We start from the raw sequence: 15,951 nt of genomic DNA, 5'->3' as shown, positions 1-15,951 counted from the left end.
GTCGTCACAGGAATTATGCCCGACTTTATCGGGGAATTACAACCCTGTGATTTAGCCGCACGGCGTGTTGGAACCCGATTATCCGGGGAATCGAACGAGCCCCATTTCTGCGGGCGAACGAAGCAGTTCGTGGTTCGGCACAACGCGCACCGTGTAGCCGAATTCGCCGGTTTCGTTTGTGCGAACCGCGACCTCGTAGCGGCCCTCGCCGAGCGGCACCATCGGAATCCGCACCGGGTTGTCGAGCTCGCCAAACTCGCCAACGCGGCCGGCAACGCCCTCCACCAGGACATCCTCGGGCGACAGCGAGCCGAGGTCGACGCGCGCCGAGATGCGCGCATCCTCGCCGGCGGTAGGGTTGCCGACCTCGTTGCGCACCTCGGTCACCGCGACGCCGTTCCAACCGGCGATGACGCGCTGCTGCCAGTCGGCGAAGCCACGGCAGCGGTCGAGGTCAGCGGCGATGCGGGCGGTGCGGCCGGCCGGCAGGTAGAGCTGCTCGACGTAGTCGCGCACCATGCGCTCGGCGGCCACCTTCGGGCCGACCTGCGACATCGAGCGGCGAACCTTGTCGACCCAGGCCTGGGGGATGCCCTGGGCGTCGCGGTCGTAGAACAGCGGCACGATCTCGTGTTCGAGGATGTCGTAGAGTGCCTGGGCTTCCCACGCGTCGCGTTGGTGCGCATCCGCGTTCGACACGGTTGGGATCGTCCAGCCAAGCTCGTCGTCGGCGATCTCGTCCCACCAGCCGTCCGAGATCGACATGGTGAGACAGCCGTTCATGACCGCCTTCATGCCCGAGGTGCCCGAGGCCTCCTGCGGGCGGATCGGGTTGTTCAGCCAGATGTCCGAGCCCGCGACGAGGAACTTGCCGAGCGAGATGTTGTAGTCGGGAATGAATACGATGCGGTCGCGCACGCCCGCGTCGTCGGCGAACTGCACGAGCTGCTGCAGGAGCTGCTTGCCGCCCATGTCGGCTGGGTGCGCCTTGCCCGCGATGACGAACTGCACGGGGCGTTCCTCGTTGAGCAGGATGTGGCGGAGTCGCTCGGGCTGCTGCAGCATGAGTGTGAGGCGCTTGTACGTCGAGACTCGACGGGCGAAGCCGATCGTGAGCGCATCCGGGTTGAGGATGTTCTTGGTCCAGCCGAGCTCGGCCTCCTGCGCGCCGCGCTCCTCCCACGACTCGAGTGAGAGTCCACGCGCGCGCTCGACGAGCTCGCGACGGAGTTCGTTGCGGATGCGCCAGAGCTCGGCCGAGCCCACCGCATCCGCGTTCTGCCATCGATCGGCCGTCGCGACATCGCGCCCGCCGGCCATCGAGTTGATGACCGACTTGATCGGGCCGCGAGTCCAGGTCGGCACGTGCACGCCGTTCGTGATCGAGGTGATGGGCACCTCGGCGACGTCGAAGTTCGGGTAGAGGTCCTTGAACATCTCGCGTGAGACGGCGCCGTGCAACTTCGCGACGCCGTTCGCGTACTGCGCGAGACGCAGGCCGAGGTGCGCCATGTTGAAGCGCTGCGGGTCGTCCTCGCCGCCGAGCTCGAGCACTCGGGCGACGGGCACGCCGGCCGCGAGACGCGAGGTGCCGTCGGCCTGCGGCTGCAGGTAGCGCTGGGCGAGGTGCATGTCAAAGCGGTCGATGCCCGCGGGCACCGGCGTGTGGGTCGTGAAGAGCGTGGATGCGCGCACGGTCGCGAGGGCGGTCTCGAACGACTCCCCCGCCGAGATGAGCTGGCCGATGCGCTCGATGCCGAGGAAGCCGGCGTGGCCCTCGTTCATGTGGAACACGTCGGGCTGCGCGAGACCGCTGACCTCGCAGAAGCGCTGCACTGCGCGCACACCCCCAACGCCGAGCACGAGCTCCTGCTTGATGCGGTGCTCGGCGTCGCCGCCGTAGAGACGGTCGGTGATGACCCGGTAGTCCTCGGGGTTCTCGGGCAGGTTCGTGTCGAGCAGCAGCAGCGTGATGCGGCCGATCGCGGCCCGCCAGACGATGGCGCGCACCTCGCGCTCATCCGGGAAATTCACCGAGATGCGCAGCTGCTCGCCCGTCTCGTCGAGCACCGGCGTGACCGCGAGGTCGGCCGGGTTGTGGCGCTCGTAGCCTTCCTGCTGCCAGCCCTCGCGGCTCAGCGACTGGCTGAAGTAGCCGTAGGTGTAGAGCAGGCCGATGCCGATAAGCGGCACGCCGAGGTCGGAGGCCGACTTGAGATGGTCGCCGGCGAGGACGCCGAGGCCGCCCGAGTAGATCGGCAGCGACTGGTGCACGCCGAACTCCATCGAGAAGTAGGCGATGCTCGTCGCCGCGTCCTCGCTGCCACGAGTGGTGCGCTCGAACCAGCGCTCGACGCCGAGGTAGCCGTCGAGCTCGTCAATCTCGAACTGCAGGCGCTGGAGGAAGTCGGCGTCGGCCTCGAGCCCGGCCACGCGCTCGGCCGAGAGGCGCTGGAGCAGCGTGATGGGGTTGTGGCCGGTTGCGCTCCACAGCTGCGGGTCGATCGACTTGAACAACTGGTGAGTCTGCTCGCGCCACGACCAGCGGAGGTTCATCGCCAACGTGCGCAGCGGCTGCAGCTTTTCGGGGAGGACGGGGGCAACGGTGAGCGTATCGAAGGCCTTCACGCATCTGAGCGTAGCCAGTTGCGGGTGAACGCGAAGCGAATCTTCGCGAATGCAAACAATCGGCAGATCGTCGCTAGAATTGCTCAGGTTGCGGGGCGATAGCTCAGCTGGTTAGAGCAGTGGACTCATAATCCATCGGTCACGGGTTCAAGTCCCGTTCGCCCCACCAAATTCCCGCGCGGTTACGTGTGTCTTGAATCACGTCAAGAGCATCGCAACCTTTACTTACTCTCACTCTTAATTAAGGTTACTGCGTAACATTAATTATACGGCAGGGTTGGTAAAGGTTGTGATCCGAGCCACGACGCGAAAGGTTGACGACATGGGTCTCGACGAGGCCTCGCCGATGGCGACCGGGCGGTATCGAGGCGATGCGCCTAGCGCCGACGCTCGGCTGATGAAGGCGGTTATCCCCGAGGCGGACAACTCGGGCGCTGCCTGGCCTGCCGCCACGACTGAACCGGTTCCTTGGGATCACGACCCAAGCGACCTCAGCTGGAACAGATCGCACCGAGCATCGAGAGAGCCGTTTGCTGCGAGCGTGCCTCCCCGTATCGCCGGCCTTACACCCAATTTGCCCGACACCGTTCGAGTCGAGGCGAGTGATGCATATGCCGCTCTCACCCGGTTCGACGCCGAAGTCGGCACCCTTCACGCACCATTCGCGTCCATTCTCTTACGCGCGGAAAGCTCGGCGAGTTCCGAAGTCGAACAGCTCACTGCGAGTGCGAAGCAAGTTGCGCTTGCCCATCTGGGCGAGGCTCGATCCGCGAACGCGCAACTCGTCGTTGCGAATACGAGTGCGATGGAAACGGCAGTTTCGCTGGCCGACGAACTCGACGCCGCGGCCGTGATCGCTATGCACCGGGTCATGCTCGAACGACGTGATCCTGAAATCGTCGGACAGTTCCGCAACGTGCCAGTGTGGGTTGGGGGCTCAACTCCACACACAGCTGCCCACGTGGGTCCGGTGCCTGGCCGGGTACCAGAGCTCATGGAGGACCTGCTTACGTTTGCGCGACGAGATGACCTTGACGTGCTGCCGCAGATCGCCATTGCGCATGCCCAATTCGAGACCATCCACCCGTTCCCCGACGGCAATGGTCGCACCGGTCGCGCACTTGCACACGCGATGTTGCGCTCGAGTGGCACAACACAGCAGGTCACCGTGCCGATCTCTGCTGGCCTCCTCTCTGAGCCGGAGGACTACTTCCGAGCGCTCACGTCGTACCGAGAAGGCGATGTGGTGCCGATTGTTCGAGTCTTCACCGCGTCTTCGTTCGCAGCGATCGCGAATGCAAAGCGGCTCGTGGATGACCTCGGTGAGGTTCGGGCGAATTGGGAGGCAGTGCTTGATGCGCGTCGTGGTTCTACCGCGCGTCGAGCTCTTGACGTCTTGATCGAGCAGCCAGTGGTCACCGTGCAGTACCTTGCAAGCCGCCTCGGTGTAAGCAATGTTGCGGCAAATAGTGCGCTCCCCCACCTCGAGGCGGCTGGCGTCGTACGGCGGAGGGATGAGGGCAGGCGAAACCGGCATTGGCAGGCCGACGGAGTGCTCGACGCCCTGGACGCGTTCGCGGCGCGTGCACGTCGCGCGACTTTCTAGAAGAATCGACGATCGCGCTGTAGGGGCTTCGACAGCGCGAACGACTCAGGCTACGGCCGCACCTGCCCGTTGCCCTCGACAATCCACTTCGTGGTGGTGAGCTCGGCGAGGCCCATGGGACCGCGCGCGTGCAACTTCTGCGTCGAGATGCCGAGCTCGGCGCCGAGGCCAAACTCCGCGCCGTCGGTAAAGCGCGACGAGGCGTTGACCATCACGACGGCCGCGTCGACCTCGTCGGTGAACTGGTTCGCGGCCGCGAGCGACTCGGTGACGATCACCTCGGTGTGACCCGTCGTGTAGCGGCGGATGTGTTCAATCGCGGTGTCGATCGACGGCACAACCTTCGCCGCGATGTCGAGCGAAAGGTACTCGGTCTCCCAGTCGGCGTCGGTCGCCGCCGTAGTGGTCGAGTTTGCCGAGAGTTGCTGGGTGACGTCGTCGGCGTGCACGATCACTCCCTGCTCGGTAAGCGCAGCGGTGACGAGCGGCACGAACTTGTCGGCGATGCCCTCGTGCACGAGCAGCGTTTCAACCGCATTGCAGACGCCGACGCGCTGTGTCTTCGCGTTGAGGATGATCGGCAGGGCCTTCTCGATGTCGGCCGACTCGTCGACGTAGATGTGCACATTTCCGGTTCCGGTCTCGATGACTGGCACCTTCGACTCGAGCACGACGGTCTGGATGAGCGCGGCACCGCCGCGGGGCACGAGCAGGTCGACGAGGCCCCGCGCCTGCATCAGCGCGACGCCGCCCTCGCGGCCGTATTCGTCGATGGTCTGCACGAGGTCGGCCGAGTAGCCCTCGGCGACGAGCGCATCCTGCATCACCTGCACGATGGCGCGGTTCGTCGACAGCGCGGCCGAGCCGCCGCGCAGAATCACGGCATTCCCCGACTTCAGGGCCAGGCCAGCCGCATCCACCGTTACGTTCGGGCGAGCCTCGTAGATCATGCCCACGACGCCCATTGGCACGCGAAGCTGGCGCAGGCGCAGGCCGTTCTCGAGGGTCGAACCGCGCACGACCTCGCCGACCGGGTCGGGCAGGTCAGCGACGTCGCGCAGCGCCTCCGCGATGGTCGCGACGCGTTCCTTGGTGAGCTGAAGGCGGTCGAGCAGGCCATCGCTCATGCCACGTTCGCGACCACGCGCCATGTCATCGTCGTTCGCGGCAACAATCTCGGTCGCCGCCGACTCGAGCGCCGACGCGATCGAGAGCAGCATGTCGTTCTTCGAGCCGCTCGATGCGCGCGACAGCTGAATCGACGCGGTCTTGGCGCGCTGAGCGATCTCGCGCACCGCGCGCACCGTGTCAGCGTTGATCGTGGAGGCAGCCGTTTCGGTCATACCCACCAGTCTAGATCGCGCCGAGCATCCCTAGTCGAGCACCGGAATGCCCGACTCCGTCACGCGGCCCGTGACGATGTCGGTCACGGTCGGGCTCACGAGCGTGAGCTCGTCGCGGTGCACCACCGAGCGCACGAAGTCGTCGCCGAGGCTCGCCCGCATCTCGTCGGTGCTGCGGCCGAGCATCTGCGGCAGTTCACTCGAGTCGAAGTTCGAGATGCCATGGGCAATCGCCTCGCCGGCCTCATTCACGATCTCGACCGGGTCGCCCGCGGCAAACTCGCCGTGCACCGAACGGATACCGGCGGCGAGCAGGGATGCGCCCCGGTCGCGCAGGGCGCGCTCGGCGCCCGCGTCGACGACGAGCCGGCCGTACATCTGCGCAGCGTGCTCGAGCCAGACCTTGCGGCGGCGCGATCGACCGGAGGTCGGCACGAACCAGGTACCCACATCCATGCCCTCGAACGCGGCGCGAACGTTCGGCGCGCTCGTGAGCATGACGGGGATGCCGGTGGTGGTCGCCATCTCGGCCGACTGGAGTTTCGTCACCATGCCGCCCGTGCCGAACGCCGAACCACGGCCGGTCACTTCGACCCCGGCAACATCATCCATGCGCTCGACCGTCGCGATGCGGCGGGCGCCCGGCTGCTTCGGGGGCGCGTCATAGAGCCCGTTGACGTCGGTGAGCAGGATGAGCGCATCGGCTTGTACGAGCTGGGCGACCAGCGCCGCGAGTCGGTCGTTGTCACCGAAGCGCAGCTCGCTCGTGGCGAGCGCGTCGTTCTCATTGACGACGGGCACCGCGCCGAGCTCAAGCAGGCGCTCGAAGGCCTGCGCGACGTGCTGATAGCGGTCTCGCCGCAGGGTATCAGCAGCGGTCATGAGAACCTGCCCAACCGTGATCTCGTACGCGCTGAAGGCATCCGTGTACTGCGCCATGAGCACGCTCTGTCCCACGGCCGCGGCGGCCTGGGCGCCCGCGACGTCGCTCGGCCGCACGTCATAGCCGAGTGGCATGAACCCGGCGGCGATCGCACCCGAGCTCACGAGCACGACCTGCTTGCCCGCGAGCGACTGCTCGGCGAGCACGTCGACAAGCTTCCGCAGCGCGGGAACATTGAGGCGACCATCCGCTCGCGTGAGCGACGACGAGCCGATCTTGACGACCACCCGCCCTGCGTTCGGAAGTTGGCTGCGATCGACGATGGGCGATGTCATAACTCTATTGTGCCGTGCGCAGTCCGCCGAGCATCACTGATTGCAGCACATGTTGTTGCGAGGTGACGCCGCGGCATCGCGCTCCGGCGCTCATCGCCGCCCCTGCCTGAGGCGCGAGCGGCGTTGCGTCCGTGGCGAGCGAGGCAAAATCGGCAGGCGCACCGAAACGATTCGATGTACCTCGGTATTGTCAGCTGCGGCAACTGTTCGAATTGTTGCAGCCAATGAAAGGAACATGATGATTGTCGCGTTTTCGGTAGCGCCGTCCGGTACGGGCCGGGCGGATGGTTCCGTGCATGATGCCGTCGCCGCGGCCGTCACGGTGGTTCGTGACTCCGGTCTGCCGAACAGGACGAGCAGCATGTTCACCGAGATCGAAGGCACTTGGGACGAAGTCTTCGACGTTGTGCGGCGCGCGACCGAGGCGGTCGCGCCATTCGGCTCACGCGTGTCGCTGGTGATCAAGGCGGACATCCGGCCCGGCTATACGGGAGAGCTCGAGGGAAAGCTCGAGCGCTTAGAACAAGCGATCGAGCAGTCTTCTGCTGCGCCAGGGAACTGACGCCTCGTCCAGCCGCCGATGAGTAGTGCAAACGCGCGAGCCGGGTCACACGATTCTGATCAAGCTGAGCGGCCGAGTTCGATGAGGGGTTCTAAACTGAAGACGCGAGGAGGCATCCAGGTGAGATCCTCGCTTGTCCCCTCGTATTTCACTGTGCGGACACCCCGCTCATCGATTGATATGAGAAGGCATACACAAGATGGACTCTATTAAGGTCGCACTCGTCACCGGCGCCGGTCAGGGTATTGGTCGCGGAATCGCGCTGCAGCTTGCTTCCGACGGTTACGACATCGCCGTCGCGGATCTCGCGTTCCAGGAGGAAAAGGCCCGCCTCGTCGTCAAAGAGATCGAAGCCCTCGGACGCAAGGCGATCTTCGTCGCCACGGACGTTTCGAAGAAGGACGACATCGTCGCCGCGGTCGACGCTGCGGCAGAGCAGCTCGGAAGCTTCGATGTGATCGTCAACAATGCCGGTATCGCGCAGGTCAAGCCGATCGAGGAGATCTCCGAGGAAGATCTGAACAAGATCTTCTCGATCAACGTCAACAGCGTCGTGTTTGGCATTCAGGCTGCCGCTGCCAAGTTCGCCGAGCTCGACAAGAAGGGCAAGATCGTCTCCGCCGCGTCGATCGCCGCCGTCAAAGGCTTCCCGATCCTTGGCGCCTACTCCGCGTCAAAGTTCGCGGTTCGCGGCATCACGCAGGTGGCGGCGCAGGAACTGGCGCCGCGCGGCATCACCGTCAATGCCTACGCTCCGGGCATCGTTGGCACCGGTATGTGGGACTTGATCGACGAAAGGCTCTCTGAGATCAACGGCAAGCCTCGTGGTGAGAACCTCAAGGAGAACGTCGAGTCGATCATGCTCGGACGCATCGAGACACCCGAGGACGTTGCCGGCGTCGTGTCGTTCTTCGCCAGCCCGAAGGCCGACTACGTCACCGGTCAGGTGCTGCTCGTCGATGGCGGGATGCTCTACAACTAAGCCCTCGAACGGTCGGCGCGACGAGCCCGACCGAAGACGCAGTCGATCCGGGTATGTGCCCGGCTCGACTGTGTCTGTCGTGTGATCGGTCAGTATTCCGGCAGGTGTTTGCGCCAGCTGAAGGTGATCACGCCCACGCTCAGCAATGCGATCACCGCGCCCGTGAGGAACATCTCGGTGTAGTTCAGCCAGGCCCCGAGCACCGAGAGGATCATCGGGATGAAGAACCCGAGATACGTCAGCGAATAGAACACCGCGGTCAGTCCTGCCAGATCGTCTGGTCCGGCGATCCGCTGAATTTCCCGGAGGCCACCCACCAGGAGTAGACCATAGGCCGAGCCGAGCACGGCCGCCGCCGCGAATGCCCAGGGCAGCGAATCGAGCCCCGCCGCCCCGGCCGCGAGGAGCATCCCCGGCACGGTCACCACGAGCGCGACGCCGATGCCGCGGGCCGATTGCGGCGAGTCAATCACTGATGCCAACCTCTGCACTGCGACTCCACATCCGAGGGCGACAACGCAGAGCAAGCCGGACATGCCGATCTCGAACCCCGGTGCCTGCGACATCATGAGTCCCGGCAGGATCGCATAGGCGCTCGCGGCAGTTCCGAACACCCATGGCGCCATTGGTGCCACGACCAAGAGGAACCGGCGATGCTTGGCCGAGGGAATCTCGAGGTCCTTGAGCAGCGGAGTGTCGCTGTGTGATCGCGCGCGGGACTCGGGTGCGCCCAACAACACGAAGAACGAGGCGAGTGTGATGCCGATGTGGACCAGATAGGGCAGCGCGGTCGGGATCGGGCCGAACTGAGCCAATGCCGCGGCGATTCCAGCTCCGAGCCCGAAACCGGTCGTCAGCGCAAGCGCCGCACGGGCCGCACCCTGGCCCTCGCGGGCGCTGGCGTCAAAGGGTGCCTGGGACAACTCCTTTAGCCAACTCGTCCCAACTGCCATGACCAGACCGAGCGCTACACCAGAGCACACGCGCCCGAGGAATAATAACGGCGCACCAGAAGTACCGACGGCCAGCAGCGAACTCCCGAGGATCGCGATGAGCGGTGCCGGTACGAACAAGGGTCGCCGTCCGAAGCGGTCCGAGAGCGGGCCCCCCAGCAGCAGCGCCGGAACGATGCCGATGACATAGGCCCCCAACAGGATGTTCACGGTGAGGGAGTCCATGTGGTTCAGGTGCCGGTACATGACCAACAGCGGAGTGAACTCGTTCCCTCCCCATGCAACAGCGAACAAACCAAAGCTGACGCGCTTCCACGGGGCGATGCCTCGGCGGGATCGACTTGGCGCCGGGGCTGCGGCGATCCTCACGAGAGATCGCTTCCGTGTGAGGCCGAACCGGCAGGATTCAGCAGGAGCAGCTGGCGGTGCGTTCCGCGGACGTGCGCGTCGAGAGTGGCAGCGAATTCATCGGGGTCGCCCAGGGTAATCAGCTCGGTCAATCGTTCATGCTCGGCAATGACCGTGGCGGCAATATCATCTCGCCGCCACAGTGATCGCGCCGTCATGCGCTGCTGACGGTCGCGCAAGGTGGCGAAGAAGTCAGTGAGCAGAGCGTTGCCGCCCGCCTTCACGATCAGCCAGTGGAAGGCGGCGTCCGCGGCGGTGAATGCGCCGAGGTCGCCGCTCTCGTGCGCGATCCGTTGCAATTCAATCTGCTCGAGCAACTCGCTACGCAGGTTCGCAAGGAGTGCGCCATTGCTCTCGAAACGGCGAACCGCAGTGGCTTCGATAAGCGCACGAGCTTCGAGAATGTCTTCTAGTTCGTGCGGATGGACTTCGATCACGAGCGCACCCCGCTTCGGGTACAGGCGCATCCACCCCTCTGTCTGCAGGCGGAGGAAGGCCTCGCGGATCGGCGTCCGGCTCAGGCCGAGCTGCTCCGCGATCGCGCCCTCGCTGACCATCGTGCCGCCGGGGAGTTCCCCGTCGAGGATTGCCGCCTTCAGGTGGACGTAGGCCGCATTCGCTGCGGACTGGACATTCTTCGCTGCCGTCTTCGATTCGTGCACAACATAGATACTAGTTGTATTTATCGGGTGCGGCAAAGTTCAAGAGCGTGGGCGAGGGCATTGCGCCCTAGCTGTACTTCCCCGTGACGTTGTGAACGCGTGCTGAGGGGGCTTGGCCGCCGATCCCGATGTGGGGTCGGTGGTGATTGTAGTGATGCAGCCAGGCCTCGTAAGCCGCGGTGCGCTCGGCCTCATTCGCGTAGGGCTTCGCGTAGGCCCATTCCGTCGCGAGGGTGCGGTTGAAGCGCTCGACCTTGCCGTTGGTCTGGGGCCGGTAGGGACGGGTCCATCTGTGTTGCACCGTGTCGCCCGACGCGTCAGCGAACGCGTGGGAGCGGTAGCAGGACCCGTTATCCGTCATCACCGCGGTGACCGTCACACCAAGCCCCGCGAAGAACGCGTTCGCGCGGGTCCAGAACCCCGCGGCGGCCTCCTTGCGCTCGTCATCGAGGATCTCCGAGTACGCGACCCGTGAGTGGTCGTCAACGGCGTGGTGCAGATACCGGTAGCCGCGCGAGCCGGCCGCGCCGGCTCGTGCCGCGTTGTCGCGGACAACAGCCGCGGCGCGGGCCTGTGCGGATCCGCGCCCGTGGGCGCGCCACCCGCCACCATCAGGGATCCTGCCTTGTTTCTTGATATCGACGTGAACGAGCTGGCCCGGGGCGGCGAACCCGTACCGGGTCCGCTTCGGCTTACGCACCGCCAGTCCGGTGGCGTGGTCGAGGTTCGCGAGTTTGGGCATGTCGTAGCGGGCGAGGACCCGCCCGACCGTGGAGCGGTGTAGCTGGAGGTGGTACGCGATCCGGTGCGGGCCCCACCGACGGGTGAACCGCAGGGCGACGATCCGGTGCTCGGTTTTGGTCGGCAGCCGGTCGGTGACGTGGTCGGCTTTGAGCTGCGGTCGGTGAGTGGTTCCCCGGCCCGATACTGGTCGACCCACCGTTTCGCGGTCGCTGGTGAGCATTGGAACCGTTCCTCGGCGCGTCGGAGCGACCAACCCTGGTCAATGACGAGCGCAACCAGGCGACGACGCCCTTCTGGAGTCAACGGCGCGTTAGCGTGGGACATAGAACACGTCCGTGGTCAGGATGGTGAGTGTGGTTACCCACATCCTGCCCGGAGGTCTTCGCTACCTCAGCCGTTCACAACCTGCCGGGGAAGTACAGCTAGCTCACGGCGCGTGCCTCGAGCCAAGCAACTTTTCGCGCACCACGATCCACCCATCAACACGGTGGGGTGCATCTCGGCGCAGCTGCAGCAGCACCAGAACGAGCTAGCGCTTCGGCAAGCCGTCGAGCGAGTGGTCCTGCTCATTGACCGAATCACGACCAACCGACTGCACCGACTCGCCGCGATAGAGGCGCTCGAATAGCTCCATCGTCGTGTCAATGTCGTGCGCCTGGACGTTCATGAGCCCGCCCTGACCGAGCGCCTCGCGCTGGGCGCGCGGGAGGTCGAGCACGCGCTGGAGTTTCTCGCGAGCATCCTCGACGTTGCCGGGCTCGAACAGCAAGCCGGTTTCGCCATCGTGGACGAGGTGCGGCAATGCCATCGAGTTTGCCGCGACGACGGGCAGGCCGGAGGCCATGGCCTCCATCGTCGCAATCGACTGCAATTCCGCAATCGACGCGATCGCAAACACCGTCGCCTCGGTGTAGATCTTGCGGAGCTCTTGGTCGGTCACATAGCCGTGGAACTTCGAGCGCTCGGCTACGCCGAGCTCGTTCGCGAGCCGCTGCAACTGCTGGAGCTGGTCACCGGTGCCCACGACGTCGAAGAAGAGATCGTCACCCTCGAGCTTCGCGAACGCCCGCAGCAGTACGTCGATCTGCTTTTCGCCGGTGACCCGACCCACGAAGAGAATGCGTCGAGGCGACTTCGCTTGAAACTTCGGTGTGTAGTTGCTGGTGCGCAGACCGCAGGAAATCGCGAGCACGTCATGGAGGTTTCCGTTCTGCTCAAGGAAGTCGGCGGCGCGGCGCGTGGGCGTCGTCAGCGCGGCCGTCTCGGCAAACGTCTTGTGCGCATCGCGCCACCAGATGCCCGAGGCCCAGCCCTGCAGGAACTTCGGAATCTGGGTGTGCTCGAGCATGTTCTCGAGCATGAGGTGGTTCGTGCCGATGATGCGGATGCCGCGGGAAGCGCCCTCGCGTACGGCCGCGCGGCCGAGCACGACGGCCGACTGGTAGTGGATGACGTCGGGCTGAACGCGGTCGAGTACCTCACGCATGTGTGCCCGAGCGCGCCACGGCTTCACATAGCGCAGCCAGTCGTGCGGCCACCAGCGGTCGCTCGGCAGGCGGTGCACCGTGATGCGCTGCCCGTCGTACTCCTCGTACCAGGTGCCGTGTCGCTTCGACGCGGCCGGAGTCACGACGTGAACATCAAGTCCGCGTGCCGCCATGCCACTCGCGAGGTTCTGCGTGAACGTTGCCGCGCCATTGACGTTGGGCGGAAACGTATCGGCGGCGATCAACAGTCGAAGCGGCGAAGTCATGAAGTCCTTTGTCATCCAACACATGCACGCACTGGCGCTCGTGGGGCATCCGGCGCAGGCTGAGAGTCGATTCTAATTGCCACGGCCGAGCGCGTGGTTGCGCACCGCCGAAACCTCGTCATCCGATTGGGACAGCTGCAGCAACAGCACGCCGACGATCGCGAGGGCACCCAGCGCGACGAACAGGATGTTCACGAGCAGGCTCGCGCCCTCGGTTTCGCGGAGCACGACGATGCCGATCGTCACCGCCACGAGCGGGTCGATTACCGTGAGGCCCGCGATGACGAGGTCGGCCGAGCTCGAGGCATACGCCGTCTGGACGAAATAGCCGCCGACGAGCAGCGAGATAATGACGCCGGCGAGGCACGCGAGGAAGTACCAGCCGTAGTCGCCCTGCTGCCAGCGCGCAAGCACGACCTTCGCGAGGGTGACGAGAAAGCCGTACATGACGCCGCCCGCGACGACGTAAAACAGGCTGCGCCACTTTGTGCGGCGCACGAACGCGAAGAGCACGCCGAGCAGCGCGACGAGCCCGGCGAGGATGCAGAGCACGATGATGAGCTGTGGCTCGGTGATCTCCTTGTCGACCGCGACCGACGAGGCGACGGCGACGAAGCCACCGACGCCGGTGACGCAGAGCGTGATCGACAGCGCCTTGCGCCGGCCGACCGGCATGCCGCTCTGCTTGGCCGTGATGATCGCCGTGAGCACGAGCGAAATGACGCCGATGGGCTGCACGAGCACGAGCGGCGAGAACAGCAGTGCGCTGAGCTGACACGCGACCGCGATGCCGAGCAGCAGGGTGCCCGAAAGCCAGGTCTTCGACTTGAGCAGCCGCAGGAAGCTGCCGAGGCCGAGCCCCTCGCCGCCATCGCCGTTGCCCGCCGCATCCGCTCGCGCCACGCCGCGATGCTGCAGCATCGCGCTCACCGACATGAGCACGGCGCCGAGGATCGCGAGTGGAATGCCCAGGTACTGCACCCGCCAGAGTCTACGGCCGTTCGGGAAACCCCCGGCCGATACACTCCAGACATGAGCGTCCTTCCCATTCGCATCTACGGAGATGCGGTGCTGCACACCCCTGCCGAGACCGTCGACGAGATCACCGACGAGATACGCGAGCTTGTCGCCGACATGTACGAAACGATGGCTGCCGCGCCCGGCGTCGGGCTCGCCGCCCCGCAGGTGGGCGTCGGTAAGCGGATGTTCGTGTACGGCTGGGAGGACGAGCACGGCACCGAGCACCGCGGTGTCGCAATCAACCCGCGGCTCTGGCAGGCGCCCCTCGTGCCCGAGAGCTTTGCGGAGCTCGAGGAAGACGAGGAGGAGGGCTGCCTCTCGGTGCCCGGCGAGCGCTTCGAGCTGCGCCGCTCCCCCGCGGTGCTGCTCGAGGCGACCGACCTCGAGGGCAAGCCCTACGAGCTGCGTGCCGAAGGCTGGCTCGCCCGTATCCTGCAGCACGAATACGACCACCTCGACGGCGTGATCTACGTCGACCGCCTCGCGGTACCCAGCCACAAGCAGGCCTTCAAGATCATGCGCAAGCGCGGCTGGAACGTGCCCGGCAAGTCGTGGCTGCCCGGCGAAGAGAAGCTCGAAGGCTAGCGACGTGACGCAGCCGGCGCTCGAGCGCAAACTCGGCCTCTTCGGGGCGATGAGCATCGGCCTCGCGGCCATGATCGGCGCCGGCATCTTTAGCGTCTTCGGCCCGGCCGCCCGGGTTGCCGGCGAGTGGCTATTGCTCGGCCTCGCGCTCGCGCTGCTCGTCGCCACCTGCAACGCCACCTCGACGGCGCAACTTTCGGCGAAGTACCCGACCTCGGGCGGCACCTACCACTTCGGCAATCAGGAGCTCGGCGCGTGGCCCGGATTCATCGCCGGCTGGGGGTTCGTCATCGGCAAGACCGCCTCGGCCGCGGCGATGGCACTGACGCTCGGCGCCTACCTGGTGCCCGATCCGTTCTGGCAGCGCGCGATCGCCCTCGTTGCCGTCGCCATCGTGGTGCTGCTCAACCTTGTCGGCATCACGCGCACCGCCCGTGCCGCCGCGGGCATCGTGTCGCTCGTGGCGCTCGGCCTCGCGGTCACCCTGATCGTCGCGTGGACGACCACGCCGACCTCCGACGCGACCTTCGTCCTCATCCCCGACGCCTCGGTCTACGGCGTGCTGCAGTCGGCCGGCCTCATGTTCTTCGCCTTCGCTGGCTACGCGCGCATCGCCACGCTCGGTGAGGAGGTGCGCGACCCGACGCGGGTCATCCCCCGCGCCATCATCACGACGCTCGCGCTCGTGGCCGCGCTCTACGTGACGGTGGCGATCACGCTGCTCGTGCAGCTGGGCCCGCTGCGTCTCGCCGCCTCGGATGCGCCGCTCGTCGACGTCGTGTCGGGTGCGCCGGGCATCGGCGTCGTTGTCGTGATTACTGCCGCGCTTGCCTGCCTCGGCGCGCTCCTGGCGGGCATCGCGGGCATCACCCGCACGGGCCTCGCGATGGCGCGCAATCGCGACCTGCCTGCGGTACTGTCGCGCATCTCCCCCAGCCACAACGTGCCGGCGCTGCTCACCATCGTCGTCGGCGTCGCGGTCGTCGTGCTGATTATCGTCGGCGACATTCGCGACGTTATCGGATTCTCGAGCGTCGGCGTGCTCGTGTACTACCTCGTCGCGAATCTCGCGGCGCTCCACCAGCGCGGCGAGGACCGCCGGTACCCGAAGTGGATGCAGGTGCTCGGCGCGGCGCTCTGCGCCGTGCTCGTCGTCACGCTGCCCGTGTGGTCGGTCGTTGGTGGTCTCTCCGTGCTCGTGATCGGTATCGTCGGCCGGCTCCTCGTTCGCCGGGGTAAGGCCGCGGCGTAGCGGCAAACACTGACCTGACCAGGGAAAAGAAAAGTGCCCTCCGCGCGAGGCGGAGGGCAGAAGCTCCCCGAGTTGGACTCGAACCAACAACCTGCCGGTTAACAGCCGGCTGCTCTGCCAATTGAGCTATCGGGGATGACAACTCGAACAGCCTAACATCACCTGACGCGCAATGTGAAATCGACCGCCGAGTCGCTGCGATACCCATCCGAGAATCCTCGGATGCGCAACCGAG

At 65.7% G+C, this 15,951-nt stretch carries 12 protein-coding genes, 2 tRNA genes and 1 pseudogene; 6 read left to right on the top strand and 9 right to left on the bottom strand.

Annotation, left to right across the window (positions count from 1 at the left end):
* Positions 1 to 78 precede the first annotated feature (78 nt).
* Positions 79 to 2,628 (bottom strand): alpha-glucan family phosphorylase, encoded by a 2,550-nt coding sequence (glgP, locus tag M3M28_RS05985; protein WP_249387897.1) that lies wholly within the window; start codon positions 2,626 to 2,628, stop codon positions 79 to 81.
* 92 nt (positions 2,629 to 2,720) lie between these two features.
* Between glgP and M3M28_RS05980 the strand changes: the two genes are divergently transcribed.
* A tRNA-Ile gene (locus tag M3M28_RS05980) sits at positions 2,721 to 2,797 on the top strand.
* Between the two features lie 153 nt (positions 2,798 to 2,950).
* Entirely contained in the window at positions 2,951 to 4,234 is a 1,284-nt protein-coding gene (locus M3M28_RS05975) for a Fic family protein (RefSeq protein WP_249387896.1), read from the top strand.
* A gap of 50 nt (positions 4,235 to 4,284) precedes the next feature.
* Here M3M28_RS05975 and M3M28_RS05970 read toward each other — a convergent pair whose 3' ends face one another.
* Positions 4,285 to 5,577, bottom strand: coding sequence for a glutamate-5-semialdehyde dehydrogenase (locus M3M28_RS05970; protein ID WP_249387895.1), 1,293 nt, complete (start codon positions 5,575 to 5,577; stop codon positions 4,285 to 4,287).
* Positions 5,578 to 5,607: 30 nt separating this feature from the next.
* Positions 5,608 to 6,795 (bottom strand): glutamate 5-kinase, encoded by a 1,188-nt coding sequence (proB, locus tag M3M28_RS05965; RefSeq protein ID WP_249387894.1) that lies wholly within the window; start codon positions 6,793 to 6,795, stop codon positions 5,608 to 5,610.
* A 238-nt stretch (positions 6,796 to 7,033) separates the two neighbouring features.
* Here proB and M3M28_RS05960 point away from each other — a divergent pair, with 238 nt between their 5' ends.
* Positions 7,034 to 7,357, top strand: a complete 324-nt coding sequence (locus M3M28_RS05960; RefSeq protein ID WP_249387996.1) for a thiamine-binding protein — start codon at positions 7,034 to 7,036, stop codon at positions 7,355 to 7,357.
* A 199-nt stretch (positions 7,358 to 7,556) separates the two neighbouring features.
* Complete coding sequence (locus M3M28_RS05955; RefSeq protein WP_249387893.1) at positions 7,557 to 8,339, top strand: acetoin reductase; 783 nt, start codon at positions 7,557 to 7,559, stop codon at positions 8,337 to 8,339.
* Between the two features lie 89 nt (positions 8,340 to 8,428).
* Here M3M28_RS05955 and M3M28_RS05950 read toward each other — a convergent pair whose 3' ends face one another.
* The 5 genes and pseudogenes from M3M28_RS05950 to M3M28_RS05930 form a co-directional block, all read right to left on the bottom strand.
* Positions 8,429 to 9,538, bottom strand: coding sequence for an MFS transporter (locus tag M3M28_RS05950; RefSeq protein WP_249387892.1), 1,110 nt, complete (start codon positions 9,536 to 9,538; stop codon positions 8,429 to 8,431).
* 119 nt (positions 9,539 to 9,657) lie between these two features.
* Positions 9,658 to 10,362, bottom strand: a complete 705-nt coding sequence (locus M3M28_RS05945; RefSeq protein ID WP_249387891.1) for a GntR family transcriptional regulator — start codon at positions 10,360 to 10,362, stop codon at positions 9,658 to 9,660.
* Positions 10,363 to 10,429: 67 nt separating this feature from the next.
* Positions 10,430 to 11,430 (bottom strand): annotated as a pseudogene (locus M3M28_RS05940) (IS481 family transposase).
* Positions 11,431 to 11,635: 205 nt separating this feature from the next.
* Positions 11,636 to 12,859 carry a glycosyltransferase gene (locus M3M28_RS05935; protein ID WP_249387890.1) on the bottom strand — a complete coding sequence of 408 codons (1,224 nt, stop codon included), beginning with the start codon at positions 12,857 to 12,859 and terminating at the stop codon, positions 11,636 to 11,638.
* A 72-nt stretch (positions 12,860 to 12,931) separates the two neighbouring features.
* Positions 12,932 to 13,840 (bottom strand): DMT family transporter, encoded by a 909-nt coding sequence (locus tag M3M28_RS05930; protein WP_249387889.1) that lies wholly within the window; start codon positions 13,838 to 13,840, stop codon positions 12,932 to 12,934.
* 51 nt (positions 13,841 to 13,891) lie between these two features.
* Between M3M28_RS05930 and def the strand changes: the two genes are divergently transcribed.
* Together def and M3M28_RS05920 are read left to right on the top strand one after the other, a co-directional pair.
* Positions 13,892 to 14,464 carry a peptide deformylase gene (gene def, locus M3M28_RS05925; protein WP_249387888.1) on the top strand — a complete coding sequence of 191 codons (573 nt, stop codon included), beginning with the start codon at positions 13,892 to 13,894 and terminating at the stop codon, positions 14,462 to 14,464.
* 4 nt (positions 14,465 to 14,468) lie between these two features.
* Positions 14,469 to 15,716 carry an APC family permease gene (locus tag M3M28_RS05920; RefSeq protein WP_249387887.1) on the top strand — a complete coding sequence of 416 codons (1,248 nt, stop codon included), beginning with the start codon at positions 14,469 to 14,471 and terminating at the stop codon, positions 15,714 to 15,716.
* Between the two features lie 63 nt (positions 15,717 to 15,779).
* Here M3M28_RS05920 and M3M28_RS05915 read toward each other — a convergent pair.
* Positions 15,780 to 15,852 (bottom strand) — tRNA-Asn (locus M3M28_RS05915).
* Positions 15,853 to 15,951 lie beyond the last annotated feature (99 nt).

This window comes from Gulosibacter sediminis (assembly GCF_023370115.1).
GTDB classification, from domain to species: Bacteria; Actinomycetota; Actinomycetes; order Actinomycetales; family Microbacteriaceae; genus Gulosibacter; species Gulosibacter sediminis_A.
The sequence above is the reverse complement of the archived record's forward strand: the minus strand, read 5'-3'. Positions and strand labels throughout refer to the sequence as shown.